This window comes from Aeromonas sp. NJAU223, from assembly GCF_051125555.1.
GTDB classification, from domain to species: Bacteria; Pseudomonadota; Gammaproteobacteria; order Enterobacterales; family Aeromonadaceae; genus Aeromonas; species Aeromonas veronii_G.
In genome coordinates, this window is sequence record NZ_CP144204.1 from 3178708 (window position 1) to 3205215 (window position 26508).

20 protein-coding genes are annotated in these 26508 nt (G+C 63.6%); 15 read left to right on the plus strand and 5 right to left on the minus strand.

The features are described from left to right. The 8 genes from VZC39_RS14385 to VZC39_RS14420 all read left to right on the plus strand — a co-directional run bounded on the left by VZC39_RS14385 (position 1) and on the right by VZC39_RS14420 (position 9643). Positions 1-921: an ABC transporter permease gene (locus VZC39_RS14385; protein WP_349918879.1), complete on the plus strand. Its 921-nt coding sequence runs from the start codon at positions 1-3 to the stop codon at positions 919-921. Continuing rightward, positions 918-1940, plus strand: coding sequence for an ABC transporter ATP-binding protein (locus VZC39_RS14390; protein WP_349918881.1), 1023 nt, complete (start codon positions 918-920; stop codon positions 1938-1940). Before VZC39_RS14385 ends, VZC39_RS14390 begins: the two co-directional genes overlap by 4 nt. 11 nt (positions 1941-1951) lie before the next feature. Beyond that, a complete protein-coding gene (locus VZC39_RS14395) occupies positions 1952-2944 on the plus strand; it encodes an ABC transporter ATP-binding protein (RefSeq protein WP_349918883.1) in 993 nt (330 codons plus the stop codon). A gap of 81 nt (positions 2945-3025) precedes the next feature. Beyond that, the gene (locus VZC39_RS14400) at positions 3026-4759 is read left to right on the plus strand and encodes a glycoside hydrolase family 9 protein (protein ID WP_434663460.1); all 1734 of its coding nucleotides are present in this window, start codon (positions 3026-3028) and stop codon (positions 4757-4759) included. Continuing rightward, positions 4752-5624: a BadF/BadG/BcrA/BcrD ATPase family protein gene (locus VZC39_RS14405; protein WP_434663463.1), complete on the plus strand. Its 873-nt coding sequence runs from the start codon at positions 4752-4754 to the stop codon at positions 5622-5624. The genes VZC39_RS14400 and VZC39_RS14405 overlap by 8 nt, the downstream gene beginning before the upstream one ends. Then, positions 5609-7474: a beta-N-acetylhexosaminidase gene (locus VZC39_RS14410; protein WP_434663465.1), complete on the plus strand. Its 1866-nt coding sequence runs from the start codon at positions 5609-5611 to the stop codon at positions 7472-7474. Before VZC39_RS14405 ends, VZC39_RS14410 begins: the two co-directional genes overlap by 16 nt. 195 nt (positions 7475-7669) lie before the next feature. Then, positions 7670-9223 (plus strand): methyl-accepting chemotaxis protein, encoded by a 1554-nt coding sequence (locus VZC39_RS14415; RefSeq protein ID WP_434663468.1) that lies wholly within the window; start codon positions 7670-7672, stop codon positions 9221-9223. 66 nt (positions 9224-9289) lie between these two features. After that, positions 9290-9643, plus strand: a complete 354-nt coding sequence (locus VZC39_RS14420) for an MGMT family protein (RefSeq protein WP_349918893.1) — start codon at positions 9290-9292, stop codon at positions 9641-9643. Positions 9644-9652: 9 nt separating this feature from the next. Here VZC39_RS14420 and VZC39_RS14425 read toward each other — a convergent pair whose 3' ends face one another. Together VZC39_RS14425 and topA are read right to left on the minus strand one after the other, a co-directional pair. Then, positions 9653-9823: a hypothetical protein gene (locus tag VZC39_RS14425; RefSeq protein WP_349918895.1), complete on the minus strand. Its 171-nt coding sequence runs from the start codon at positions 9821-9823 to the stop codon at positions 9653-9655. Between the two features lie 113 nt (positions 9824-9936). Further along, entirely contained in the window at positions 9937-12561 is a 2625-nt protein-coding gene (gene topA, locus VZC39_RS14430; RefSeq protein WP_434663473.1) for a type I DNA topoisomerase, read from the minus strand. A 361-nt stretch (positions 12562-12922) separates the two neighbouring features. Between topA and astB the strand changes: the two genes are divergently transcribed. Further along, positions 12923-14260, plus strand: a complete 1338-nt coding sequence (gene astB / locus VZC39_RS14435) for an N-succinylarginine dihydrolase (protein WP_349918898.1) — start codon at positions 12923-12925, stop codon at positions 14258-14260. Between the two features lie 64 nt (positions 14261-14324). Here astB and sohB read toward each other — a convergent pair whose 3' ends face one another. Then, entirely contained in the window at positions 14325-15332 is a 1008-nt protein-coding gene (gene sohB, locus VZC39_RS14440; RefSeq protein ID WP_434663476.1) for a protease SohB, read from the minus strand. A gap of 220 nt (positions 15333-15552) precedes the next feature. Here sohB and VZC39_RS14445 point away from each other — a divergent pair, with 220 nt between their 5' ends. Both VZC39_RS14445 and VZC39_RS14450 read left to right on the plus strand, forming a co-directional pair. Continuing rightward, complete coding sequence (locus tag VZC39_RS14445; protein ID WP_434663478.1) at positions 15553-16308, plus strand: YciK family oxidoreductase; 756 nt, start codon at positions 15553-15555, stop codon at positions 16306-16308. Positions 16309-16393: 85 nt separating this feature from the next. Then, positions 16394-17281 (plus strand): LysR family transcriptional regulator, encoded by an 888-nt coding sequence (locus VZC39_RS14450; protein WP_434663481.1) that lies wholly within the window; start codon positions 16394-16396, stop codon positions 17279-17281. 3 nt (positions 17282-17284) lie between these two features. On the opposite strand, the gene VZC39_RS14455 is transcribed toward VZC39_RS14450, so the two are convergent. Further along, the gene (locus VZC39_RS14455) at positions 17285-18457 is read right to left on the minus strand and encodes an MFS transporter (protein WP_349918904.1); all 1173 of its coding nucleotides are present in this window, start codon (positions 18455-18457) and stop codon (positions 17285-17287) included. Positions 18458-18619: 162 nt separating this feature from the next. Here VZC39_RS14455 and VZC39_RS14460 point away from each other — a divergent pair, with 162 nt between their 5' ends. Beyond that, positions 18620-19762, plus strand: coding sequence for a MalY/PatB family protein (locus VZC39_RS14460; protein ID WP_349918905.1), 1143 nt, complete (start codon positions 18620-18622; stop codon positions 19760-19762). Positions 19763-19898: 136 nt separating this feature from the next. Continuing rightward, positions 19899-21239, plus strand: a complete 1341-nt coding sequence (locus VZC39_RS14465) for a TAXI family TRAP transporter solute-binding subunit (protein ID WP_349918907.1) — start codon at positions 19899-19901, stop codon at positions 21237-21239. A gap of 69 nt (positions 21240-21308) precedes the next feature. Here VZC39_RS14465 and VZC39_RS14470 read toward each other — a convergent pair whose 3' ends face one another. Further along, positions 21309-22217 carry a LysR family transcriptional regulator gene (locus VZC39_RS14470; RefSeq protein WP_349918909.1) on the minus strand — a complete coding sequence of 303 codons (909 nt, stop codon included), beginning with the start codon at positions 22215-22217 and terminating at the stop codon, positions 21309-21311. Positions 22218-22383: 166 nt separating this feature from the next. On the opposite strand from VZC39_RS14470, the gene VZC39_RS14475 reads away from it, so the two are divergent. Beyond that, positions 22384-23640 (plus strand): adenylosuccinate synthetase, encoded by a 1257-nt coding sequence (locus VZC39_RS14475; protein ID WP_349918911.1) that lies wholly within the window; start codon positions 22384-22386, stop codon positions 23638-23640. A gap of 381 nt (positions 23641-24021) precedes the next feature. After that, the gene (gene ygjK, locus VZC39_RS14480; RefSeq protein ID WP_349918913.1) at positions 24022-26499 is read left to right on the plus strand and encodes an alpha-glucosidase; all 2478 of its coding nucleotides are present in this window, start codon (positions 24022-24024) and stop codon (positions 26497-26499) included. The last annotated feature ends 9 nt before the right edge of the window (positions 26500-26508 follow it).

Consider the following 26508-nt stretch of genomic DNA (forward strand, 5'->3'; position numbering starts at 1 on the left):
ATGCGTATGCCGACCATTCTCAAGATCCTGCTGGGCAACAAGAAGGCGGCCTTCGGCCTCGCCATCGTCGTCACCTTCGTGCTGATGGCGCTGTTTGCCCCGCTCCTGACCAGCAACGAGCCCACCAAGCGGGTCGCCCGCCCGCACCAGCCTCCCAGCGTGGAGCTGGTGATGGGCTCCAACCGCATGGGGCATGATCTCTGGTCCCAGTTCACCCATGGCGCCCGTATCTCCCTGCTGGTGGGCTTCGGGGCGGGTCTCCTGGTCTGCGCCCTCGCCATCACGGTGGGCATCACCGCCGGCTACTTCGGCGGTATCGTGGACGAGTGCCTCACCTTCCTGATGAACGTGGTGCTGGTGATCCCGAACCTTCCTCTCTTGCTAGTGCTCGCTAGCTTCATCGGAGAGGCGTCACCGACGGTGATTGCCCTCATCATAGGCTTTACCTCCTGGGCCTATGGCGCCCGGGTCATCCGCGCCCAGACCCTGGCCCTGCGGGAGAAGGAGTTCGTCATCGCCGCCGAGGTGCTGGGTGAACCGGCCTGGCGCATCATCCTGGTGGAGATACTGCCGAACCTTATCTCCATCATCGGGGTGAGCTTCATCGGCTCCATCATCTACGCCATCGTCACCGAGGCAACTCTGGAGTTCCTGGGTCTTGGCGACCCGACCGTGGTGAGCTGGGGCATCATGCTCTACAACGCCCAGACCTCGAGCGCCATCCTGGTGGGCGCCTGGTGGGAGATCCTGGCCCCCTGCTTCGCCATCGCGACCCTGGGCGCCGGCCTTGCCATGCTCAACTTCGCCATCGACGAGATAGCCAACCCCCAGCTGCGTTCCCACAAGGGTCTGAATCGCTGGAAGAAACTCGCCGCCCCCGCCCCAGTCACCGCTATGGCCGCACAGGAGAAGACAGCATGACCTCGCAACAACCCCTGCTGTCGGTGCGCCAGCTCTGCGTCGACTACATCACCGAGAACGGCGACGTGCGCGCCGTCAACTCGGTCAGCTTTGACATCATGCCGGGAGAGGTATTCGGCCTCGCCGGTGAATCCGGTTGCGGCAAGTCCACGGTCGCCTTCTCGGTGGCCAGGCTGCACAAGCCACCCGCCTACATCAGCGGCGGCGAGATCCTGTTCAAGGGAGAGAACATCCTCCACTTCGACGACGAGCGGCTGCGCAGCTACCGCTGGCGCCAGGCCAGCGTGGTGTTCCAGTCCGCCATGAACGCGCTCAACCCCGTGCTGCGCATGGAAGAGCAGTTCTGTGACGTGCTGCTGGCCCACAATCCCGGCCTGACCCGCTATGAGGCGATCAAGCGCGCCAAGGAGCTGCTGGAGATCGTCGACATCCACCCGAGTCGGCTCAAGGACTACCCGCACCAGTTCTCCGGCGGCATGCGCCAGCGGCTGGTGATCGCCATCGCCATGGCGCTGAACCCCGAGCTGCTGATCATGGATGAACCCACCACGGCGCTGGACGTGGTGGTGCAGCGGGAGATCCTGCAGAAGGTCTATGCGCTCAAGGAGAAATTCAACTTCTCCATCCTGTTCATCACCCATGACCTCTCCCTCATGGTCGAGTTCTGCGATCGCATCGGCATCATGTACGCCGGCGAGCTCATCGAGATTGCCCCCTCCAAGGCGATCCTGACCGCGCCGCTGCACCCCTATACCAAGGGGCTCGGCAACTCCTTCCCGCCCCTGCACGGCCCGAAAACCGTGCTGGAGGGGATCCCAGGCACCCCGCTCAATCTGCTGGAGGTGCCGGTCGGCTGCCGCTTCCAGGCCCGCTGCAGCCGGGTACATGATCGCTGCCGTCAGGAATACACCAAGCTGGCCGAGATCCGGCCGGGACAACAGACCGCCTGCCACCTCTACGGCGTGGCGGAGCAACAACCGGATCTTCCGATCTACCTGGACAAGGCCGCTGGCTGTTAAGGATGTCTGTCATGCAAATCGCCAAAACCGACGCCCCCATCATCGAAGTCCAGCACCTCTACAAGGACTTCCCCGTCAACTCCAACGCCATCAAGAGTGGCAAGATGCGGGCCCTGTCCGACATCACCTTCAACCTGCACCGGGGCCGCGCCCTGGCGGTGGTGGGTGAATCCGGCTCCGGCAAGAGCACCATCGCCAAGATCATCGCCAAGATGTACAAGCTCTCCAGCGGCCGCATCCTCTACCGCGGCCGGGATCTGGAGGAGTTCGACAAGGGCACCGCCCTGCTCGACTACCGCCAGAGCGTGCAGATGGTATGGCAAGACCCGTTCGGTTCGCTGAACCCGACCCACACCATCTACCACCACATCGCCCGCCCCCTGCTGCTGCACAGCAAGGTGCTCGACAAGAAAGATCTGCCGGACATGGTCTACGCCCTGCTGGAGAAGGTGGGACTGACCCCGGCCAAGGCCACCGCCGCCAAGTATCCGCACCAGCTCTCCGGCGGCCAGCGCCAGCGGGTCAACATCGCCCGCAACCTGGCGGTGGAGGCGGAAGTGGTGCTGGCGGACGAGCCCACCTCCATGCTCGACGTCTCCATTCGCATCGGCATCCTCAACCTGATGGAGCAGATGAAGAACGAACTCGGCGTCTCCATGCTCTACATCACCCACGACATCGCCACCGCCCGCTATGTGGCCGAAGATCTCGCGGTGATGTACGTGGGTCACATGGTGGAGTGGGGCGAGGTGGACGAGATCCTGCACCACCCCCAGCACCCCTATACCCAGCTGCTCATCTCGGCGGTGCCGGATCCGGAGAAGAGCATCCACACCGAGCTGGAGGGGGGCCGCAAGGGAGAGATCCCGCTCTGGACCCCGCACTCTCGTGGTTGCCCCTTCGCCGGTCGCTGCCACCAGGCCATGGCCCGCTGCAAGGAGAGCCTGCCGCCGGTGACCAAGCTCGCCGACAACCACTTCGTGCGCTGCTACCTGTACGACTGAGCCAGCCTCTCGCTTCACTGCGGGCCTGCGGGCCCGCCAACCGCCTCGCCTGCTGCGGCAGGCCAGGGGAGTCACTCTTCGATGGAACTCTTGATCAATCAGGTGGGTTACGACTGCGATGGCCACAAGGTGGCCCTGCTGCAAGGCACCTTTGAACAGCCCCTCAGTGGCCGGGTGCGGCTGCTGCGTCTGGACGATGGCCAGATCCTGTTCGACACCGAGCTGCAGGCCGCCGGTCAGGTTCCCGGCTGGCAGGGTCGCCACTTCTGGCGCGCCGACTTCAGCGCCTTTAAAGAGCCCGGCCACTATCGGCTGGAAGCCGTCACCCAGCGTGAGGGAGAGGCGACCCCCTCCGTCACCCGCTCCCCCCGCTTTGCCATCGGCCCTGGCTTGCTGAGTCGCACCTGCCTGTCCGATGTCATTCACTATTTCAAGGGGCAACGCGCGAGCGGAGCCTTCGATCGGGCCGATCGCCAGGCCCGCCAGTTTGGCACCGATCAGCGCCGGGATGTGCGCGGCGGCTGGTTCGATGCCAGCGGCGACATGAGCAAGTACTTGAGCCACCTCTCGTACGCCAACTACCTCAATCCCCAGCAGACCCCCCTGGTGGTCTGGGCCCTGCTCAAGTGCCGGGATCTGCTCGGCACACGCACCGACATCGACGGCCTGAACCTGTGCAAACGGCTCGCCGACGAGGCCCTGCACGGGGCGGACTTCCTCTGCCGGATGCAGGACGAGAGCGGTTTCTTCTACATGACCCTGTTCGACAAGTGGAGCAAGGATCCCGAGCAGCGGGAGCTGTGCACCTACGCCACCCAGCAGGGGCTCAAGTCCGCCGACTGGCAGGCGGGATTCCGGCAAGGGGGGGGCATGGCCATCGCCGCCCTGGCCCGTGCCGCGCGGGAGTCCGCGGTCGGTGATTTCGATGCCAGCCACTACGCCGAAGCCGCCCGCCGCGGCTATCTGCACCTGCGTGAGCACAACCTCGCCTATCTGGACGACGGTCGCGAAAACATCATCGACGACTACTGCGCCTTGCTCGCCGCCGTGGAGCTGACCCGCACCCTGGGCCAGGAGTGGCTCGGCGAGGCCAGAGACAGGGCTGCCCGGCTCTGTGCCCGTCAGCATCCCCATCCGGAGCTCGGCCATTACTGGGCCGCCGATGACGACGGGACACGCCCCTACTATCACGCCGCCGAGGCGGGCCTGCCGGTGCTGGCCCTGCTGGAATACCTGGCCCTGGAGCCGGATCCAGCACGCAAACTCAAGGTGCAGGCCGTGGTGCAACAGGCGCTGGCGGCCGAGCTGGCGCTGGTTGCCCAGGCGGGCAACCCCTTCGCCCTCGCCCGCCAGTATGTGAAGGGAGTGGGCGAGGAGCCCCGCATTAGCTTCTTCATGCCCCACCACAACGAATCCGGTTACTGGTGGCAGGGAGAGAACGCCAGACTGGCCTCCCTCGCCGCCATGACATTTTCCGCTGCATCTGTGCTGCCACAGCAGCGCAAACCACTACAGGCCTTCGGCCAGCGCCAGCTCGACTGGATCCTGGGGCAAAACCCCTTCAACGCCTGCATGCTGGCGGGGCACGGCATCAACAACCCGAGCTACACCGCCGGCTACCCCAATGCGCCGGGCGGGATCTGCAACGGCATCACCGCCGGTTTCGATGACGAGGCGGACATCGCCTTCATCCCGGATGCCTACAAGGAGCGGCTGGATCAGAACTGGCGCTGGGGGGAGCAGTGGATCCCCCACGCAGCCTGGTTTGCCCTGGCCATCAGCTGGCAGGATGCCCTGGGAGGTACCCATGACTGAATACTGGGTCGGCGTGGATGGCGGCGGCACCCATACCCGGGCCCGCATCCGCGACAGAGCGGGGAAGCTGCTGGGTGAAGGGCGAGCCGCGGGCTCCAATCTGGAGCTCGGCATTCCCTTGGCCCACCGCCATGTATTGACCGCCATCGATCTGGCCCGCACCGAGGCGGGTCTTGGCAAGGGGGCGGAACCGCAGATGAGCGTCGGGCTGGCGCTCGCCTCCGCCGAGCTGGCGGATTGCTACCACGCCCTCCTGGCCATGCCCTTCCCCTATGCCAGCGTGCGGCTCACCTCCGATGCCTTCGGGGCCTGCCTCGGCGCCTTCGGTGGCCGGGAAGGGGCCATCCTCATCGCCGGCACCGGCTCTGCCGGGCTCATCTACCGGGAGGGGCGACTGCGCACCTGTTCGGGGCGGGGCTTCCCCATCTCGGATCTCGGCAGCGGTGCCTGGCTCGGGCTGCGCGCCCTGCAACAGGCCCTGCTCTGCCATGACGGCATCCAGCCCCCCAGCCTGCTCGCCGAGCGTCTGCTGGCTCACTTCAAGCAGGATCAGGCCGAGGTGGTGCGCTGGGCGAGTCGCGCCATCCCGGCGGACTATGGCCGCTTCACCCCCTGGGTGTTCGATGCCGCCAGCGACGGCGATGCCCTCGCCTGTCAGCTGCTGGATGAAACCTGCGCCCAGTTGCAGAGCCTGCTGGAGGGCATGCAGCAGCTCGGGGCCCACCGGATTGCCCTGCTCGGTGGCGTCGGCACGCGTCTGGCTCCCCGTCTTGCCCATCTCAACCTGGTTCCCCCCATGGCCGATGCCCTTGAGGGTGCCATCTTGTTCGCTCAATCAGAGGAATACCCATGTCTGCACCCCTGATCCATACCCAAGTTGACCGACGTGACGGTGATGATGTCTGGTTCCATTTCACCCTGAGCCAGTTGCCGGACAGCCCCTGGAAGCTGCACTTCTGCCTGCCGCGGCAGATCGACGCCAGCTCCGTCGAAGGAGGCACCCTGGAGCGCCAGAGCGGCAGCTACAAGGTGCTCGTCCCCCAGGATGGCGGCAGCGAACTGCGTTTTTGCTGTCGCAGCACCCCCATCAAGCGTAATTCCGATCTGCCTCAGGGCTTCTTCCTGAGCCTCGGCGACACGGGATCCGGCCCCCAGCTGCTGCCGGTGACCCTGGCAAGCCAGGCCCTCGGCCTGCCGCCCCTGCCTGCCACCGCCCCCGAGCTGCCCGAGGTGGAAGCCGCCAACGGCATCGTGCCCCAACCCGCCCACCTGCGGCTGCCCGAGGGCAACTTCCGGCTGGCGGAGCGGGCCCATGTCAGCGGCCCCCTGCCCCTTGGCCCCCTGCTTGCCCATTTCAACGAGCTGACCGGGCTGGCCCTCAGCCAGGATCACGATGCCGAGATCCACCTCGTCGAGGCCCCCCTCGCCCCGGAGGCCTACCAGCTCTCCATCAGCCCCCGTGAGGTGGTGATCCAGGCGGCGGGAGAAGCGGGCTGGCGCCACGGGCTGGTCAGTCTTGCCCAGTGGGCGCTGCAGCACGGGGAGAGCCTGCCCTGCCTCGAGCTTCGCGATGAGCCCCGCTTCGGTTTTCGCGGCATCTTCCTCGACTGCTCCCGCCACTTCCACTCCATTGCCACCATCAAGCGGCTGCTCAAGCAGATGAGCCTCTTCAAGTTCAACCGCTTCCACTGGCACCTGACCGATGACGAGGGCTGGCGCCTCGAGATCAAGGCCTTCCCGCAACTGACCGAAGTGGCGGCCTGGCGTGGTCACGGCCTGGCGGTGGCTCCCCAGCTGAGCGGCGGGCCGGATCCTTACGGCGGCTACTACACCCAGAGCGAGGTGCGCGAACTGGTGGCCTATGCCACCGGGCTTGGCATCACCATCATCCCGGAGATAGACATTCCCGGTCACTGCCACGCCGCCATCAAGGCCCTGCCCGCGCTGCTGCGGGAAGAGGCGGACAGCTCCCGCTACCTGTCGGTGCAGTTCTTCGATGACAACGTGCTCAACCCCGCCCTGCCCGGTACCTACGAGTTCCTCGACAAGGTGATGGAAGAGGTCTGTGCCCTCTTCCCCGGAGAGCAGATCCACATGGGGGGAGACGAGGTGCCCCACGGCGTCTGGACCGACAGCCCGGCCTGTCGGCAGCTGATGCAGCAAGAGGGGTATCAGGATTGTCGTGAACTGCAGGGCCATGTGCTGCGCCACTGCCAGCAATACCTGGCCGCCAGGGGCAAGAAGATGCTGGGGTGGGAGGAGATATTGCACGGGGACAAAGTAAGCCGGGATGCCACCGTCTTCGCCTGGACCAGCTTCCAGGCGGGGCTGGATGCCGCCAGCCAGGGCTACCCCGTGGTGATGGCCCCCGCCCAGCAGCTCTATCTGGATCAGGCCTATAACCATGATTATCAGGAGCCAGGCCTCTACTGGGCCGGCCCCGTCAGCCTGGAGCAGGTCTACGCCTGCGACCCGGCCCCCATCGATTTCCATGCCAACGATAACATCCTCGGGGTGCTGAGCCCCTTATGGTCCGAGCAGATCATCTCGCGGGATCGGCTCGACTATATGTTGTTCCCACGCCTGCTGGCCACGGCCGAGGTGGCCTGGAGTGCCCCTGCCCACAAGTCATGGGAGCACTTCGTCGCCCGTCTGCCCGGCCAGTTGCAAATCCTTAGTCAGTTGCAGGTGCGTTACCGGGTGCCACAGAGGTAGTGTTATCTTTCTCTTTTCGGCGACCTTTTGGTCGCCGTTTTTTTACCTGGCTAACAAAATTACAACTAAGCCCTACTTTTTATCCTCCTTTATAGGCAGAATATGCCCCCGATGAAGCCTGGCGACGACGCCTGTTTCGCAGCCAAACGTCCGGCCTACTGATAATAACTAAGCACAAAAATCGGAGTTTATTGCATGGCTCGCACTGAGGTTCCAATAGTAGACAGCGAAGTGGAGTTTCCTGCCGACGTACAACTCGTCTCCACCACTGACTTGCGCGGCGTCATCACCTACGCCAATCCCGCCTTCTGCCGTATCGCCGGCTATCAGGTCGATGAACTCGTCGGCCAGAACCACAACCTGGTGCGCCACCCCGACATGCCCAAGGTGGCCTTCGCCGATCTCTGGGATCGCCTCAAGGAGGGCAACCCCTGGCGCGGGGTGGTCAAGAACCGCTGCAAGGATGGCCGCTACTACTGGGTCGACGCCTATGTCACCCCCATCTACGAACAGGGCCAGATCAGCGGCTACCAATCCGTGCGCTGCAAACCCGAGCCTCAGCTCAAGCAGGTGGCAAGCCAGGCCTATCAGGCTCTGCTCAAGGCCGAGCGGGGAGAGAGCCTCCCCCTGCCCTCCCTGCGCCGTTTCAGGCCCATGCTGCTCGCCGGGCTGCTGCTGGGGTTGCTGGGCTGGGCTGGTTCGACCCAGGGCATGATGACGGCGCTGTTGATGCTGCTGCCCCTGCTCCTCGTCACCGCCACTTACTGGCGCGAGATCATCGCGCTGCCGCGCTACCTCAAACAGCTCGGCCAGCAATATGACAGCCTGACCCGGCTGGTCTACTCCGGCGATGCCCCGGGGGCCATCGCCGACTTCCACCTGAAGATGCTGCAGGCCCGCATCCGTACCGTGCTGGGACGGGTCAACGACGCCACTCACCCGCTGCAGACCCTGGCCACCGACCTCAAGGATTCCTCCCATCAGGCCTTCCTCGACATCAACGAGCAGGATGCCCAGACCCAGCAGATGGCGGCGGCCATGACCCAGATGGCCAGCACCGCCAACGAAATTGCCCGCAACATCCAGGACACCAACAGCCAGGTGACCGATGCCCGCAGCAGTTGCGAGCACACGGTGAGGCAGTTGGATCAGACCGAGCGGCAGATGGAACAACTGGCCCATCAGGCGGAGCAGGCCTTCCACTCGGCGGTGGAACTCGCCAGCGAATCCGAGCGAATTGGCAGCGTCATGGGGGAAATTCAGGGCATCGCCGAGCAGACCAACCTGCTGGCCCTCAACGCCGCCATCGAGGCCGCTCGCGCCGGCGAACAGGGCCGCGGCTTCGCCGTGGTAGCGGACGAGGTACGCACCCTCTCCACCCGCACCCACAAGGCCACCGAGCAGATCCAAGGTAGCATCCATCAGATCCAGCAGACCCTGGGACGCTGGCAGGGCATGATGCAGGACAACCTGGCCCATACCCGGGAGTGCGCCGAGATGACCCGCCAGGGCTCAGGCAACCTGCACCTGGTGCTGGGAGAGATTGAACAGGTCACCGAGTTCTCCACCCAGATTGCGGCGGCGGCAGAACAGCAGCAGGCGGTGGTGGAGGAGATCAGCCGCAACATTCACCAGATCTCCCAGTATTCCCGCGCCAACAGCCAGAAGATGCAGGCGGTGGATGACTCCAGCCAGGCGCTGCTCCAGCGCGCCCGCGAACTGCGGGGATTGAGCCAAACCTTCGGCTAGCCCTTGCCCTGCAAACAAAGGAGGCGCCACAATGGCGCCTCCCCTCTTTCAAGCGATGACAACTCCATGATGGATCCCCCCAGCCCCTCCCTTGGCAAGGTCGCCCGTATCGAGGCGATCCTGGCCCTGATCCCTGCCGGTCGCGTGGTGAGCTATGGACAGGTAGCCGATCTCGCCGGGCTGCCGGGACGCGCCCGCCTGGTGGGCAAGGTGCTGAGAGAGACCGACAAGACCTTGCCCTGGCACCGGGTGCTGGGGGCAGGAGGAACCATCTCGCTGCCGAAGGGGTCGGCGGGATTCGATGAACAGACGGGGCGATTGCAGGAGGAGGGGGTAGTGGTCGTCGGGGGGCGGGTCAGGATGCGGGAGTGGCAGTGGCAGCCCGACCTGGCCGAGCTGCTCTTTCTCATCCCCTTCTAGGGATCCCGTTCATTCACTGGTGAGGGGGCCCAGGATCTCGTCGCTGCGCACCTGCACCGGGATGGTTTCATCTTCCCGCTGCAGCAGCACCAGCAGACTCTGTCTGTCCACTTCCAGCACGTAGGCCGTTCCTTCACGGGTCAGGCAGGTCATGCCCGGCCGGATTTCATGTATCTCCATGACAACCTCCGTGTCTTGCGCTGCCATCCATGCAGCCAATTCAGTATATCCCCTTCTCCCAATAAAAAGGCCCCTGCAAGGGGCCTCTTTCATCAATGTGTGAACCTCGGCGGTCAGGATTTCTTCGCCTTTGCCAGGCTCTCCTGCCATTTACCGTTGTCGTAATGGGCCGTCCAGCCCGTCGCCTTGCCGTTGACCTCGGTCATCACGTACTGCTCCTTGCTCTTGCGGCTGAAGCGCACCACGGAGGCGTTACCGTCAGGATCTGACGCCGGCGCATCCGCCAGGTACTGGTGCTTGGGCGAGAGGCGGTCACGGAAGCGCTTGAGCTCCTCAACCAGAGGCGCACGAGTCTCACGGGATTTCGGGAAGTTGCTGGCGGCGAGGAACAGGCCGGCGGCGCCGTCCCGCAGCACGAAGTGTGCGTCGGACTGGGTGCATTTCAGCTCGGGCAGCGGCACCGGATCTTCCTTCGGCGGCGCGATGTCACCGTTTTTCAGGATCTTGCGGGTGTTCTTGCAGCTCTCGTTGGTGCAGCCCATGTACTTGCCGAAACGGCCGTTCTTGAGCTGCATCTCGGCTCCGCAGCGGTCACACTCGATGCTCGGCCCTTCGTAGCCCTTGAGCTTGAACTGACCCTGCTCAATCTCGTAGCCGTCGCAATCCGGGTTGCGGCCGCAGACGTGCAGCTTGCGGCTGTCATCGATGATGTAGGCATCCATGGCGGTACCACAGAGGTTGCAGCGATGCTTGGCCCGCAGCGCTTCGGTCTCTGCCTCGTCACCGTCGTCGGTGGCGGAGACGAACTCGTCGGCACTGACCAGGTTGATGGTCTTCTTGCAGCGCTCCTTGGGGGGCAGCGCATAGCCGGAACAGCCGAGGAAGACGCCGGTGGTGGCGGTGCGGATCCCCATCTTGCGGCCGCAGTCCGGGCAGTCGATGTCGGTCAGCACCATCTGGTTGGCGCGCATGCCGCCTTCCTCGTGGGGCTTGTCGGCCTGCTCCAGCTCCTGGGTGAACTCGGCGTAGAAGGCGTCGAGCACCTTCTTCCACTCCAGACTCCCCTCGGCGATGCCATCGAGCTTGTCTTCCATCTTGGCGGTGAACTCGTAGTTCATCAGCTCGACGAAGTTCTCCACCAGACGGTCGGTGACGATCTCCCCCATCTTCTCGGCAAAGAAGCGGCGGCTCTCGACCCGCACATAGCCGCGATCGACGATGGTGGAGATGATGGAGGCATAGGTGGAAGGACGACCGATGCCGCGCTTCTCCAGCTCGCGCACCAGGGCCGCTTCGGTGAAGCGGGCGGGCGGCTTGGTGAAGTGCTGACGAGGATCCAGCTTGACCAGTTTGAGGATCTCGCCGACGGTGACCGCCGGCAGCTGGCTGTCTTCTCCCTTGCGCCCCATGGGCGGCAGGGCCTTGGTCCAACCGGCGAAACGCAGGGTACGGCCACGGGCCTTGAGCTCGAATTCACCGGCCTTGACGGTCAGGGTGGAGGAGTCGTACTGCGCCGGGGTCATCTGGCAGGCGACAAACTGACGCCAGATGAGGTCATAGAGCCGCATCGCATCCGGCTCCATGCCTTCGAGCATCTCGGCGGTCACCTGCACACTGGAGGGACGAATGGCTTCGTGCGCTTCCTGGGCGTTGGCCTTGGCGCCGTAGAGGTTCGGCTCGCTCGGCAGATAGGCCGTGCCATACTGCTCGCCGATGTATTCCCGCACCGCCTCCACCGCCTCTTTGCTGAGGTTGGTGGAGTCGGTACGCATATAGGTGATGTAACCCGCTTCATAGAGGCGCTGGGCCATCATCATAGTCTTCTTCACCCCGAAGCTCAGACGGGTGGAGGCCGCCTGCTGCAGGGTGGAGGTGATGAAGGGGGCGGAAGGCTTGGAGCCGGTCGGTTTGTCTTCCCGGTTCACCACCTTGTAGTCGACCCCTTCCAGGGCGGCGACAGCGGCGAAGGTCTCGGCCTGGGTGACCGGCTTGAAGTCGGTACCGTTGCGGCTGACCACTTCCATGCGAAGGGCGCTCTTGTCGCCGGTCAGCAGATCCGCGTTGAGATCCCAGAACTCCACCGGCACGAAGGCCTTGATCTCGCGCTCTTTATCCACGATGAGGCGCACCGCGACGGACTGTACCCGGCCGGCGGAGAGACCGCGAGCCAGCTTCTTCCAGAGCAGCGGGGAAACCATATAACCCACCACCCGGTCGAGGAAACGACGGGCCTGCTGGGCGTTGACGCGATGGATGTTCAGCTCGGACGGCTGGGCGAACGCTTCCTGGATGGCGGTCTTGGTGATCTCGTTGAACACCACCCGCTTGTAGCGGTTGTCGTCACCGCCGATGATCTCCCGCAGGTGCCAGGCGATCGCTTCCCCTTCTCTATCCAAGTCGGTTGCGAGGTAGATGGTGTCAGCCTTGGCGGCCAGACTTTGCAACTCGCTGACCACTTTTTCCTTGCCGGGCAAAATCTGGTAGTTGGCCTGCCAGCCTGCGGTCGGATTGATCCCCATCCGTGCGAACAGGGCGTTGCGATCCTTGGCCGCCTTCTCGGATTCGCTGAGCTTGATGCCGCGAATGACAGGTTTTTTGGGTTCGGTGCTGGCGCTGCCGCTGGTCGGCAGATCGCGCACATGGCCTACGCTGGATTTGACCACGTAGTCCTTGCCCAAATATTTGTTGATGGTCTTGGCCTTGGCCGGAGACTCCACGATGACCAGTGATTTGCCCATGCTGTAACTATTATCCTCATTGCACCCGACGGGGTTGGCGTGCGGTTTTGTGGGGCTGTATAAGAGATTTGACGGGAAAAAGCAATCTTGGCGACAAATTTGCTTGACCCATACGCCCCCTACCGACTCTTTATTTATTAATGCGAAGCCGACGCGAGGGAATCAACCGCTTTTTTGTTTTTATGCCATATACCCCCCTTTTTTAGATTGGAAATGACATATCCAGCCGTCCTTGTTACATAAAAAACCACTAGAGTTATCAGCTTGTTACAAAGGATGAAATCTCTTTATAATGGCCACTCGCCGCAGCTTTGTGCGCGGAAGGACTCGCAACCCATATAAAAATCGAAAGGATGTCATCATGAAGCACTTCGAGGTCAACTTCGACGGCCTGGTCGGCCCCACCCACAACTATGCCGGCCTCTCCTATGGCAACGTGGCCTCCCAGAGCAATGCATCGGCGGCATCCAATCCGAAGGAGGCCGCCAAGCAGGGATTGCACAAGATGAAGGCGCTGACCGAGCTCGGCATGGTGCAGGGGGTATTGGCTCCCCAGGAGCGACCCGATCTCGCCACCCTGCGTCGCCTCGGCTTCACCGGATCAGATGCCAGCGTCTTGGCCCAGGCGGCGAAACAGGCCCCCGCCGTGCTGGCCGCCTGCTATTCCGCCTCCAGCATGTGGACCGCCAACGCTGCCACCGTCTCGCCGAGTGCCGATACCCAGGACGGCCGCATCCACTTCACCCCTGCCAACCTGACCAACAAGTTCCACCGCTCCCTCGAACCCGAGGTGACGGGGCGCATCCTGCGCGCCGTGTTCAACAACGATCGCCACTTCTATCACCACGCCCATCTGCCGGAGAACGATCACTTCGGTGACGAAGGGGCCGCCAACCACACCCGACTGTGCCGCGCCTATGGCGAGGCCGGGGTCGAGCTGTTCGTCTATGGCCGCAGCGCCTTCGACGTCTCCCAGCCCGCCCCCAAACGCTACCCGGCCCGCCAGACCCTGGAGGCGAGCCAGGCCATCGCCCGCCTGCACGGCCTTGGCGAGGAAAGCGCCGTCTTCATCCAGCAGAACCCGGACGTCATCGATCAGGGGGTGTTTCACAACGACGTGATCGCGGTGGGCAACCAGAACGTGCTGTTCTACCACCAGCAGGCCTTCCTCAATACCGCCTCGGCCCTGGCCGAGGTACGCGCCAAGTTCGGTGACGGCGATCTGCACTTCATCGAGGTGCCCACCAACGAGGTGTCGGTGCAGGATGCGGTGAAATCCTACCTGTTCAATACCCAGATCCTGACCCTGCCGTCCGGCGAGATGGCGATCATCGCCCCGACTGAATGCCAGGGCAACCCGGCCGTGTCCGCCTATCTGGCCAAGCTGGTGACGCTGGGTACCCCGATCAAGGGGGTGCACTTCATGGATGTGAAGCAGAGCATGCGAAACGGCGGTGGCCCCGCCTGCCTGCGGCTGCGAGTCGCCATGAACGACACCGAGCTCGCGGCGGTGAACCCGGCCTGTCTCATCGACGACAACCAGTTCACCCGTCTGGATAACTGGGTGGAGCGCCACTACCGCGACAGCCTGGCCCTGGACGACTTGCGGGATCCGGCCCTGGTGCTGGAGAGCCGCACCGCCCTGGACGAGCTGACCCAGATCCTGAAACTGGGATCCGTCTACCCCTTCCAGCGCTGAGGCGAAGACAACAAAAAGCCGGGCAAATGCCCGGCTTTTTCATTTGGTGCTACGTTGCCACGACTCAGCGCCAGGGGCTCTGTTGCCACAGGCGACCGATCGCCCCCTCCAGCGCCTGGGCGCCCTGCTGGCCCAGCTTCTGGGTCAGGCTCTTGGGCTTGCGATAACTGATGCCGATCACCTTGTGATGGCTGGCCTGGGCCAGCAGGTAGTCATCACTGGTACTGAGCGCATCCACCAGCCCGAGCTGCTTGGCCTCGCTCGCCAGCCAGTGTTCTCCCGTGGTCACCGCATCGATATCGAGGGCCGGTCTGTGCTCGGCCACGAACGCCTTGAAACGCTCATGGATGGCGCCCAGCTCCTCGCGAAACTTCTCCCTCCCCAGATCGTCATTCTCGCCAAACATGGTGATGGTGCGCTTGTACTGACCTGCGGTGTGCATCTCGAACTCGATGTCGTGCTTTTTGAGCAGCTTGTTGAAGTTCGGCATCTGGGCAATCACCCCGATGGAGCCGACGATGGCAAACGGCGCCGCCAGGATCTTGTCCGCCACGCAGGCCATCATGTAGCCTCCGCTCGCCGCCACCTTGTCGATGGCCACCGTGAGCTTGATGTCTCTGTCCCGCAGGCGTTGCAACTGGGAGGCCGCGAGGCCATAGCCGTGCACCACGCCACCACCGGACTCGAGGCGCAGCAGCACCTCGTCACCGGGCTTGGCGACGCCTATCACGGCGCTCACCTCTTCCCGCAGGGAGGCGACCTCCTTGGCATCCATGCTGCCGTGAAAATCGATGACGAACAGCCGGCTGCGCTCATCGTCGGCCTTGGCGCGCGCCTTCTGTTCGGCCTTGCGCGCCTTCTCCAGCTGCTTGCGCTGCCCCTTGTCGGCCAGGGCCGACTGCAACTGGTAGCGACCCTGTTCCAGTTCACTGGAGAGATCGGTCACCACCAGCTCCCCCTTGCGCGCCTTGGGCTGGCGGCTGCTCACCACCATCAGGATGACGGCAGCAATGGCCAGCAGCAAGGTGAGAGTCTTGGCCAGAAACAGGCCGTATTCGGTCAAAAATGTCACTCGATACTCCGCTCTATGTTCGGTTTTTTCACATAGTAAGGAGTTTGGCTACGGGGTGCAAAAACTCTGCGTGCACTCGCCAATTTGCTGATAAATCGACACAATCCCGCGGCTCGTTTCACATTTTTTCCCCTCTCGCACTGGTCAAGGGCGGGGCCGGATCAGTACACTGCCCTCCATTGCCGCCATGAGGCCGCCCACATTGTTAACAGGAGTCCACATGCTCGACTATCAGGCCCCCCGGGCACTGCTCAAGGACAAGGTCATTCTGGTGACGGGTGCCGGTGACGGCATCGGCCGGGAAGCGGCCCTCACCTACGCGGCCCACGGCGCCACCGTGATCCTGCTCGGGCGCACCAGCGCCAAGCTGGAGGCCGTCTACGACCAGATTGAAGCGGCCGGCCACCCCCTGCCCGCCATCGTGCCGGTGGATCTCAAAGGCGCCACCAAGAGCCACTACCTCGGTATGGCCGAGACCTTCGCCCAGCAATTCGGCCGTCTCGACGGCGTGCTGTTCAACGCCGGCTTGCTCGGCACCTTGTCGCCCTTCGAGCAGATCCCCGAGCAGGAGTGGGACGAGGTGATGCAGGTCAACGTCAAGTCCGAGTTCCTGCTGACCCAGGCCCTGCTGCCCCTCATTCGCCAGACCGCGAAGACGCACGGCGATGCCTCCATCGTCTACACCTCGTCCAGCGTGGGTCGCAAGGGTCGTGCCTACTGGGGCACCTATGCCATCTCCAAGTTTGCCATCGAGGGGATGATGGAGGTGCTGGCGGACGAGCTGGAAAATACTGCGGTACGGGTCAACACCCTGAACCCGGGCGGTACCCGCACCAAGATGCGGGCCAGCGCCTTCCCGGCAGAAGATCCCCAGGTGCTGAAGACGCCGGCCGATCTGATGCCGCTCTATCTCTATCTGATGGGCAGCGACAGCCGGGGCAAGACCGGGCAGACCTTTGTGGCCCAACCCAAATAAATCAACAAACTAGGCAAATGGGGTTACAGTCAATGAGGGCAACAACGGACTCTGTTGCCCCCATCTTCCCCTGACAGGTTGAACTATGTTTCGTCCCAAGAGCACGTTTGAGCAATGGCGGATTTTTCAGGCCGTGGTGGACTGCGGCGGTTATGCTCAGGCCGCCGAGGCACTGAACAAGAGCCAATCATCCCTCAATCATGCGGTGGCCAAGCTGCAGCAGAGTCTGGGGGTGGCCCTGCTGGAAGTGCGGGGGCGCAAGGCCGTCCTGACGCCGTCCGGGGAGATCTTCCTCAAGCGGGCCCGTCAGCTCAGCCAGCAGGTGGAAGAGCTGGAAAATCTGGCCAACAACCTGGAGCGGCAATGGGAGCCGCAGATCAACCTCTATGTCTCGGCCCTGCAGCCCAGAGAGCGCCTCTACCGCGCTCTGGCCAGCTTCTCACCCCGCAGCCGCGGTTGCCGCATCAACCTTCACGAGCGCATCCACTGCCATTTCAACGCCTTGCAGGTCGGGGATCTGATGCTCTCCGAGCATCTGCCTCAGGATCGCACCGGCTTGCCCCTGGACGAGGTTTGCCTGCTGCCCCTGTGCGCGGCCGGCCATCCCCTCGCCAGCCATGAGGTGCCCGTCACCGCCGAACAGCTCGGCAACCACCACCAGATCAGCCTGCACCCGCCGATCCACCGCTCGGTGGACTGGAACGATGCGGACGACACCGGCTGGAAGGCGACCCACTACCACGAGGTGCTCAGCATGCTGCGCCTCGGTCTTGGTTACGCCTGGGTGCCGCGCCACCTGGTGCGCGGTGAACTCGCCGACGGCAGCCTGGTCCAGCTCAATCTGGAAGATGGCAGCGAGCGCTACCTTTATACCTACCTGCTCACCCCCTCGGTGGACGCGCTGGGGCCGGCGGCCGAATTGCTGCTGCGCTGCCTGCGCAACGAATATCAGCAAGGCGAGCGCGGCAAGTAAGCCTTAGACGTTCGGCACCCGCCAGCAGGCGGCCAGCGCCGCCAGTGCCAGGGCCGTGGCCACCATGAAGACCCCGTGGAAACTCCAGATCTCCGCCACAGTCCCGGCGATGGCTCCCGCCATGATGGATCCGGTGCGGATGCTGTTGGCAAACAGGGTGGTCGCCACCCCGGCCCGGCCCGGCATCAGATCCTGGAAATAGGACATGCCGATCCCGGCCACGATGCCGATGAAGATGGCGTTGAGCAGTTGCAGGGCGATCAGCGCCGTCTGGCTCGACAACGTCACCAGCCCCACGTAGAAGCCCACCCCCGCCAACACCGCCACCAGCATCATGGGGCGCTTGCCAAAACGGCGGGTGTAGTAGCCCGCCAGCAGCATGAAGGGGATCTCCAGCGCCGCTGCCGTCCCCATCAGGATGCCCGCCAGTTTCTCCTCCAGCCCCAGTTCGCGGGTGATGTAGAGGGGCATGTTGATGAGATACATGCTGTTGCAGGTCCACATCAGGGTGGAGGCGATGAAGAGCGCCCTCACCGAAGGCATTCGCCAGCTGCTGACTCGCTCCTGCTCTCCTCCCGGCTTGGGGAGCGGCAGGGAGGGCAGCCAGCGCCAGACCACGAAGGCGCAGAGCAGGTAGGCAAAGGCAGAGGCCAGGTACATCACCTCGAAGCCATAACCGATGGCCAGCGCGAAGGCCGCCGGCGGGCCGATGACCCAGGCCAGGGAGAACTGGGCTCGCAGCACGGAGCTGAACATGTCGGCCCGCTTGTTGCGGCTGTCCGCATACTCCCGCGCCAGGGCGAACAGCTGCGGGCTGGCGGTGGCCGTCAGGCTCGCCAGCACTACCCCCAGGCTCACCAGCAGCCAGTATTGCCGGTTCCAGGCGAACAACAGGGAGAGCACGATGCCAGCGAAGCAGCAACGCAGGATCAGCTGCTTGCGATCTCCCTTGTTGTCGGATCGATGACCGAGCCACTGGCTGATGAGAATGCCGATGACGGCGTTGATCGTATAGAAGAGCCCCACCAGGAAGGGGCGTACCTGCACCTCCTCGGCGAGAAACAGACTCAAAGTGGGCACCTGCAGGGCCACCGCGACCCCGGTTATGAAGGTTACCGCCAGGAAAGAGAGGGAGACGGGATCCGGCCTCTGGCGGACAGCTGTCAGCAAACGCATGAGAGATACCATTGATATGGAAGAGAAAACGTCGCCAGAGAACGGCGGGAGCATAGAATAACGGCAGCTATCTTATGCCATTATCAACAGGCATCTCAAGGCTTGCGAGGCCGGGCCCGAGCCCGTACATTGAAAGCCCATTGGCCAGCACAAGGATTTCACATGTTTGATTTTGATCGGGAGATAGATCGCCGCCACACCATGAGCGCGAAATGGGACAAATACAAAACCCAGGATGTCTTGCCCATGTGGGTGGCCGATACCGACTTCGCCTCTCCCCCCGCCGTCATCGAGGCACTCACCCAGCGGGTTGCGCACGGTATCTTCGGCTACTCTCGGCCCTCTCCCCGTCTGATTGAACTCATCCAGGATCGACTGCAGACTCGCTATGATTGGACCATCGAGTCCGAATGGATCGTCTTCCTGCCGGGCGTGGTGCCGGGCCTGAACCTGGCCTGCAAGGCCTGGAGCCAGCACGGCCGTGGCATCATCACCCCCAAGCCCGTCTATTACCCCTTCCTGCAGGCCCCCGGCTTCAACGATCGCCCCCTGCTCACCGTCCCCATGGTGGAAGAGGCCGGCCGCTGGGTGCTGGATCTGGAGGAACTGGAGCGCCAGGCCCCGAGCGCAGACCTGCTGCTGCTCTGCAACCCCCACAATCCGGGGGGAACCGTCTTCACCCGTGAGGAGCTGCTGGCCATCGATGTCATCGCCGAACGCCACAGCCTGGTGATCTGTTCGGACGAGATCCACTGCGATCTGCTGCTGGACAAGAGTGCTCGCCACATTCCCTATGGCGCCCTCAGCCCGCAGGCTGCCGAACGCAGTGCCGTCATGATGGCGCCGAGCAAGACCTTCAATATCGCCGGGCTCTGCTGCTCCTTCGCGGTGATCCCGAATGCCAGGCTGCGGCTCAAGCTGCAACAGGCCATGCGCGGCATCAGTGCCGACGTCAACTTGCTGGGATTCGTGGCGGCGGAGGCGGCCTACGAGGGGGGAGAGCCCTGGCTCGTGGAACAACTCGACTATCTGAGGGCCAATCTGGCGTTGATAGAAGAGGCTGTGGCCCGCTGGCCCGGCGTCACCTTGGCTCGCCATCAGGCGACCTACCTCGCCTGGCTCGACGTGAGCGGCCTCGGTCTGGATGATCCCATCGCCTTCTTCGAGCAGGCAGGTGTCGGCCTCTCACCGGGTACCCAGTTCGGGGACAGTCATTTCGTGCGCCTCAACTTTGGTTGCACCCGGGCGACCCTCGTCGAGGCGCTGGCCCGCATGGAAAAAGCCATACTCCGACACAACCGCTGATGGGACAGGCGCCGATACCGGCGCCCGACCTCCATGGCGAAAGCCATTTTTCCCCATATCTGGTATAGATAAGGTGTGACTCATGACGGGATGGGCTGGGCTCATCCCTTGTTATCCGCCATTGATCCGGTTTCCTATGCACCCACGACTCCCGCGCCGACTCCTGACACTGCCCCGACTCGCCCTGCCCTGGCTGGCGGCCATGCTGGCATTGCCGCTCGCCGCCTCCCCCGCCTATCTCACCATAGGCACAGGGACGCTCAATGGGGTCTACTACCCCACGGGAGGTGCCATCTGTCGCCTGCTCAATGCCGACAGCGCCACCCACGGGGTCCATTGCAGCGTGCAGAGCACCTCGGGCTCCCTGGCCAATCTGGCCGCCCTGGCCAAGGGAGAGGTCCAGCTCGCGCTGGTGCAGTCGGATGTGCTCTATCACGCGGTGCACAGCACAGGCCCCTTCGCGGGCAAGGCACCTGACGAGACCCTGCGCAGCCTGTTCCGGCTGCATCAGGAGCCCCTGACCCTGCTGGCCAGTGCCACCAGCAACATCAACACCCTGGCCGATATCGAGGGCAAACGGGTCGATCTGGGGGCCCCCGACTCCGGGGACAGGGTCACCAGCCAGGCACTGCTGGAAGCCATGGGCTGGCAGGAGAGCAGCTTCGCGCCGCCCCCCGCCGCCGCGCCGGGCAACAGGCTGGAAGGGCTGTGCAACGGCACCCTGGATGCCGCCCTGCTGGTCGCCGGCCACCCCAATCAGGGGATAGGGGATCTGACCGGGCGCTGCAAGGCTCGCCTCATTCCCATCGAAGGGGAACAGATAGACAACCTGCTCAAGCAGCATCCCTATTACCAGCGTGGCCGCATCGGTGCCAACCTCTATCCGGGGCAGATGGGCAGCGTCAGCACCTTCACCGTGACCGCCGAACTGGTGGCCGAGGCCAGCCTCCCCGACGAGACGGTGCGCACGGTACGAGACGTGCTCAGCAATCAATTGCAGCAGTTCACCCGCTTGCACCCGGCCCTGACCACCCTGACGCCGGAATCCATGCAGGCGGGGGCCATCATCCCGCTCCACCCGGGCATGCAGGATGCCCCGTCGACCCCGACCCTGGCTCCCGAGTCCCTGGCCCCATCGGACACGGCGACCACTGGTGAAGCCCAGACTCCCTCACCGGAAGGGTCGCCCGCCATCGCCCATGAGCAAGCCGGTGGTGCCACCCTGCCCACGGTATCGGGGGCGACAGGCACAGATCCGGATGCCGCCAAGGTGCTGGAAGGGGCCGCCGTGAGCCAGGGTGCCCCCCTGGCCGATGGTGGCCTGACTGCTCCCCCTGCGACCGAGGGGACAGAGCAAGCAACCGCGCCGGCTCCCTCATCTGCCGAGCCCGCCTCCCCGGCTCAGCCCCCCGCACTTGACGCCCCTGCCAGTGGCGCCGTCACCACCAGCCCGGCGCCGGCAACCCCCGCCCAGTGAGCAGACAAATAAGACGCGAAGGCCACCCTCAGGTGGCCTTTTTCATGACGACGCCCTGCCCTCCCGGTCTCACTCCCGGGGAGACGGCCCCAGCGCTGGTCCCTGAATTGCCTCTTCGACCCAGTGCAACAGTTGCTTGATGGCCCGGGAGAGCACCTGATTCTGGCGCACCACATACCCCAGGCTGGTGCCGGGGAAGTCGGTCAGCCGGGTGACGGGGGCGCTCAGCTTGAGGCGCGGGTGGAGGGAGAAGTCCGGCACTATGGCCACCCCGAAGCCCGCCTCCGCCCAGTCGAGCTGGGCATCCACGCTGCCCACCTCCATGATGCGGCAACTCGGCAGCCCCAGCAGGGGCAGGGAAGGGTCGATCAGCGCCCGGGTACGGGTGTCGTGGCCCAGCAAGATGAGGGTGGGTTCGTCCTGCGGATCGCTCTCACCGGCCTGGCTACGGGCCTGCCAGCGTGCCAACCCGTCCCCCAGGGCGCACCAGGTCACCTGTTGCAGCTCGGTATAGGACAGCGGCTCGCTGCGCTTTTGCGCCATCACGAAGCCAAGATCCGCCCGCCCCGTCTTGACCAGCTCGGCAGCCTGATCCGAGGTGGTGTTGAACAGGGTGAGATCGATGCCCGGGAAGGTCTGCTTGAAGCGCTGGAACGGCTGGATCAGCAAGAGCCGTGACAGAATGTCGCTGGCGGCGATGGCCAGGGTGCCCTGGCTGTGCTGGTTCAGGGCATTGAGATCGGACTGGCAGAGCTGCAACTCGTTGATGGCGCGCTCGGCGCTTTGCAGCAATCGCTCCCCCGCCTGGGTGAGGCGAAAGGGGCTGCGCTCGATGAGCTTGACCCGGGTCGCCTGCTCCAGGTTCTTGAGGTGCAGGCTGACATTGGGCTGGGTCATGTGCAATTCGGTGGCGGTCTGGCCGAAGTGCTGCAGACGGGCCAGGGTGACGAAGGTATTCAACCAGTGGATATCCAGCATGGGTCGCTCTCGTTTGCCGTTGACGCACGAGGTGCGTCCTGACGGGCATTGCCGATAAAGTGACCTGGATTATATGCCTTCCTTATTGGAACTATAAAGATAATTAATTTTTCTAATCCACCCCGGCCTCCTAGGATGAACGCCTAACGTCTTAGGAGAATGAGTCATGTCGTCTATCGTAGTCGTAGGTGCTAACTGGGGTGATGAAGGCAAGGGCCGCATCGTCGATTATCTGGCCGGTGAATCCGCCGCCAGCATCCGCTTCCAGGGCGGCAACAACGCCGGCCACACCGTGGTCAACGATCTCGGCACCTTCAAGCTGCACCAGCTGCCGAGCGGCGTCTTCAACCCGGATTGCCTGGTTGTCCTCGGCCCTGGCATGGTCATCAGCCCCGAGCCCCTCACCAAGGAACTGGCCGAAGTGAAGGCCGCCGGCGTGACTCCCAAGCTCGCCATCTCCGACAGAGCCACCTTCTGCCTGCCGATCCACGCCCTGGAAGACACTTTGGAAGAAGTACGTCTGGGTGACGGTGCCTATGGCTCCACCCGTCAGGGCATTGCCCCGGCTTACGGTGATCGGGTCATGAAAAAGGCGATTCTGGTCGGCTGGCTGAAACAGCCGGACGTACTGGTCGAGCGCATCCAGTTCTTCCTCGACTGGAAACTGCCGCAGCTCAAAGCCCTCTACCCGAGCTTCGAGTTCAAGCAGACCGCCCAGGAGATGGCCGACTGGCTGCTGGAAGTGTCCGCCTCCTGGCGCGATGCCATCTGCAACGTCAGCGAGCCGCTCAAGGCGATCCAGGCCCAGAACGGCACCCTGCTGTTCGAAGCCCAGCTGGGCGCCGGCCGTGACCTCATCTACGGCGAATACCCCTGGGTGACCTCCTCCCACGTTTCCGGCGCCTACGCCGGTATCGGTGGCGGTCTGCCGGCCCTGCGCCCCGAGCGCGTCATCGCCGTGGCCAAGGCGTTCAGCACCTCGGTCGGTACCGGCACCCTGATCACCGCCATGGAGAATCAGGAAGAGTTCCGCAAGTTTGCCAACGAGTTCGGCGCCACCACCGGCCGTCCCCGTGACATCGGCTACTTCGATGCGGTCGCCACCAAGCAGGGTCTGGAGATCCAGGCGGCCAACGAGATCGCCCTGACCAAGCTGGACTGCCTCTCCGGCATGCCGGATCTGAAGATCTGCGTCGCCTACGAAGGTGCCCACACCGAGAACCCGATCTGGCCACAGACTGCCGGTCTCAAGCCGGTGTACGAGTCCATGGAAGCCTGGAGCGAAGACATCTCCCACATCCGCAAGTTCGAAGACCTGCCCAAGGCAGCCCAGCACTATGTGCTGCGTATCGAAGCTCTGCTGGGTGTTCCTGTGCCCATGGTCTCCGTAGGCCCGGGTCGCGATCAGATGATCCTGCGCTAAGCAGCACGATCGTCTCGCAGCAAGATATCAAAGCCGGCCTCCTCGAGGCCGGTTTTTTTTATGGCTTCAGTCCCTCTCCGGGACGTTTTCCGCTTTCCCCTCACCCCCGCTTCACCCTGCCGTTTTGCCCCTCTCCCTACCCATGTCGGCCTGCTCATCCTCTCTTGGCTACACGCCGAGAGTAAAACAGTTACTAAAATAACTATTCTGTAACAGCATGTAACCAGGTGATCCACCTCACACAGTCCCGCTTGAGAAGTGTGACGCAGCGCCAAAACTTCCCGACTCTTTGCCCTAAAATGACCAACGCAAACGATTTCACTAAAAATAAGATAAAAAAACACCTTCTTTAACCTACAAAAACGTAATTGGAGTGCTTCGATGTTTCGTAAAAGTTTACTTTCCATCGCCCTCGGCGTCGCCCTGTTTGGCCTCACCGCCTGCAACGGCAATGATTCCAGTGCCCCGACCACAGCCACCCCGACCCTGGCCAGCCAGTATCAGGATGTGATCGACCGCAGCGGCACCCCGCTCCAGTTCCGCGACTTCGACAGCTACGCCAATCTCAAGTACAACCCGCTGCTGGATCTGGGGGCCTGGCACGGCTTCCTGCTGCCCGCTAGCGAAAACGAATGGGGCGGCTTCACCGGCCCCATGGTGATCGCCGAGGAGTACAGCCTGTTCTTCGCAAGCGAATTGGACAAGCTGACCTTGAGCGATGAGGACGGCCGCCAATATCCGCTCACCGCCGCCAGCAAGCACGACATCCACGCCATCCCGGGAGCACTCATCCAGCGCTTCGAGTTCGAACCCTTCACCCTGGAGCTGGAGCTGCGCTACGGCGATGCCCGCACGGCGCTGGTTCGCACCCGCCTCATCAACAACCAGGACGCGCCGCTGACCCTCAACCTCAGCTGGCAGGGTGAACTGCTCCAGCAGTGGGATGCCAAGAAAACGGTGGCCGAGCAGTACCCGGACTGGACTCGCACCATCAGCCAGAACGAACAGGGGGTCGAGTTCCAGTTCGGCGAGCTGCGCAGCACCTGGAACATGATGCAAAGCGGCAGCGCCCGTTATCGCATCGATCGCACCCTGCCGACCCGCACCACCCTGGATGAGAAGGCACTTGGCTATGTGAGCGAGGCCAGCCTCACCCTGGCCGCCAAGGGCCAGCAGGATCTCTTCACCCTGCAGAGCTATGTGCACTCGAGCGATGAGGCAAGCCGCTTCGAGCAGAGCCGCCAGGCCCTGCTAGCCAACCCCACCCGCTATTTCGACGACTCCATCCACCGCTGGGAAGGGTATCTGGCGCGCGGCCTCTCCAATCAGGGGATCAGTGAGTCCGAGCGTCGCATCGCGGTCAAGGCGATGGAGACCCTCAACGGCAACTGGCGCTCCTCGGCCGGGGCCATCCTGCACGACGGGGTGACGCCGTCCAACACCGCCCGCTGGTTTGACGGCATCTGGGCCTGGGACAGCTGGAAACAGGTCTACGCCATGGCCCACTTCAACCCTGAGGTGGCCAAGAACAACGTGCGGGCTATGTATGACTACCAAATTCAGCCCGATGATCCGGTACGTCCCCAGGACGCCGGCATGGTGATCGACGCCGTCTTCTACAACAAGCTCGCCGATCGGGGCGGTGACGGCGGCAACTGGAACGAGCGGGACACCAAGCCGCCCCTCTCCGCCTGGGCCATCTGGGAGGTTTACAGCGCGACCCAGGACAAGGCCTTCATCGCCGAGATGTACCCGAAGATCCAGGCCTACCACGACTGGTGGTATCGGGCGCGGGACAACAACCACAACGGCATCATCGAATACGGCGCCACCCGCCACGTCGAGCACAACGACGAGTTCGGCAATATCACCTTCAAGGTGCAGTACACCAGCGTGCCAGCCGGGATTGACCTGTCGAGCTGCACTGCCGAGGGAGATGGCTGGTACGCCTGCGCCGGCATGCCGCTCTACCAGCAGGTATTGAGCGTCGGCGGTTACAGCGACATGGACATCGGCGCCCAGCACGGGGCCGGCTGGGAATCCGGCATGGACAACGCTGCCCGCTTCGGCTTCATCGAGCAAGATCAGTTGCAGCGCTACGCCGACAAGACCTATGGCGGGGATCTGGCCAAGGCTCGCCAGGACTGGAACGTCGCCTTTTTCGAGAACCACGAGGATGACGGCAGCCTCATCGGCTTCTCCATCGATCAGGAGTCGGTGGAGCTCAACGCCTTCCTCGCCAAGGAGAAGCGCATCCTGGCGGACATGGCGGACCTGCTCGGCAAGCCGGACGAGGCGAGCCGCTACCGCGAAGGCGCCACCCAGCTCGCCGGTTACATCAATACCTGCCTGTTCGATGAGGCCTCCGGCTTCTATTACGATCGCCAGATCCATCAAGGGGACGTGGCGGACGCCAACGGCTGCGTCGGCAAGCTGCTGACTGCCCGCGGCCGTGGCCCGGAAGGCTGGAGCCCGCTCTGGGCCGAGGTGGCGGATAAAGAAAAAGCGACGCGGGTGCGCGAAGTGATGCTGAGCAGCGGCGAGTTCAACACCAAGGTGCCGCTCGGCACGGCGGCGCTGACCAACCCGGCCTATGACCCCAACATCTACTGGCGTGGCCGGGTCTGGCTGGATCAGTTCTACTTCGGGGTGAAGGGGCTGGAGAACTACGGCTATCGCAGCGATGCCCAGGCGCTGGTCAACAAGCTGTTTGCCAATGCCGAGGGGCTGGCGGGCAGCGGCCCCATCCGCGAGAACTACAACCCGGAAACCGGCGCCATGCAGGGTGCCAGCAACTTCAGCTGGAGCTCGGCCCACCTCTACATGCTCTATCGCAACTTCCTGAAAAAAGAGGGCTGATCCCAAGCG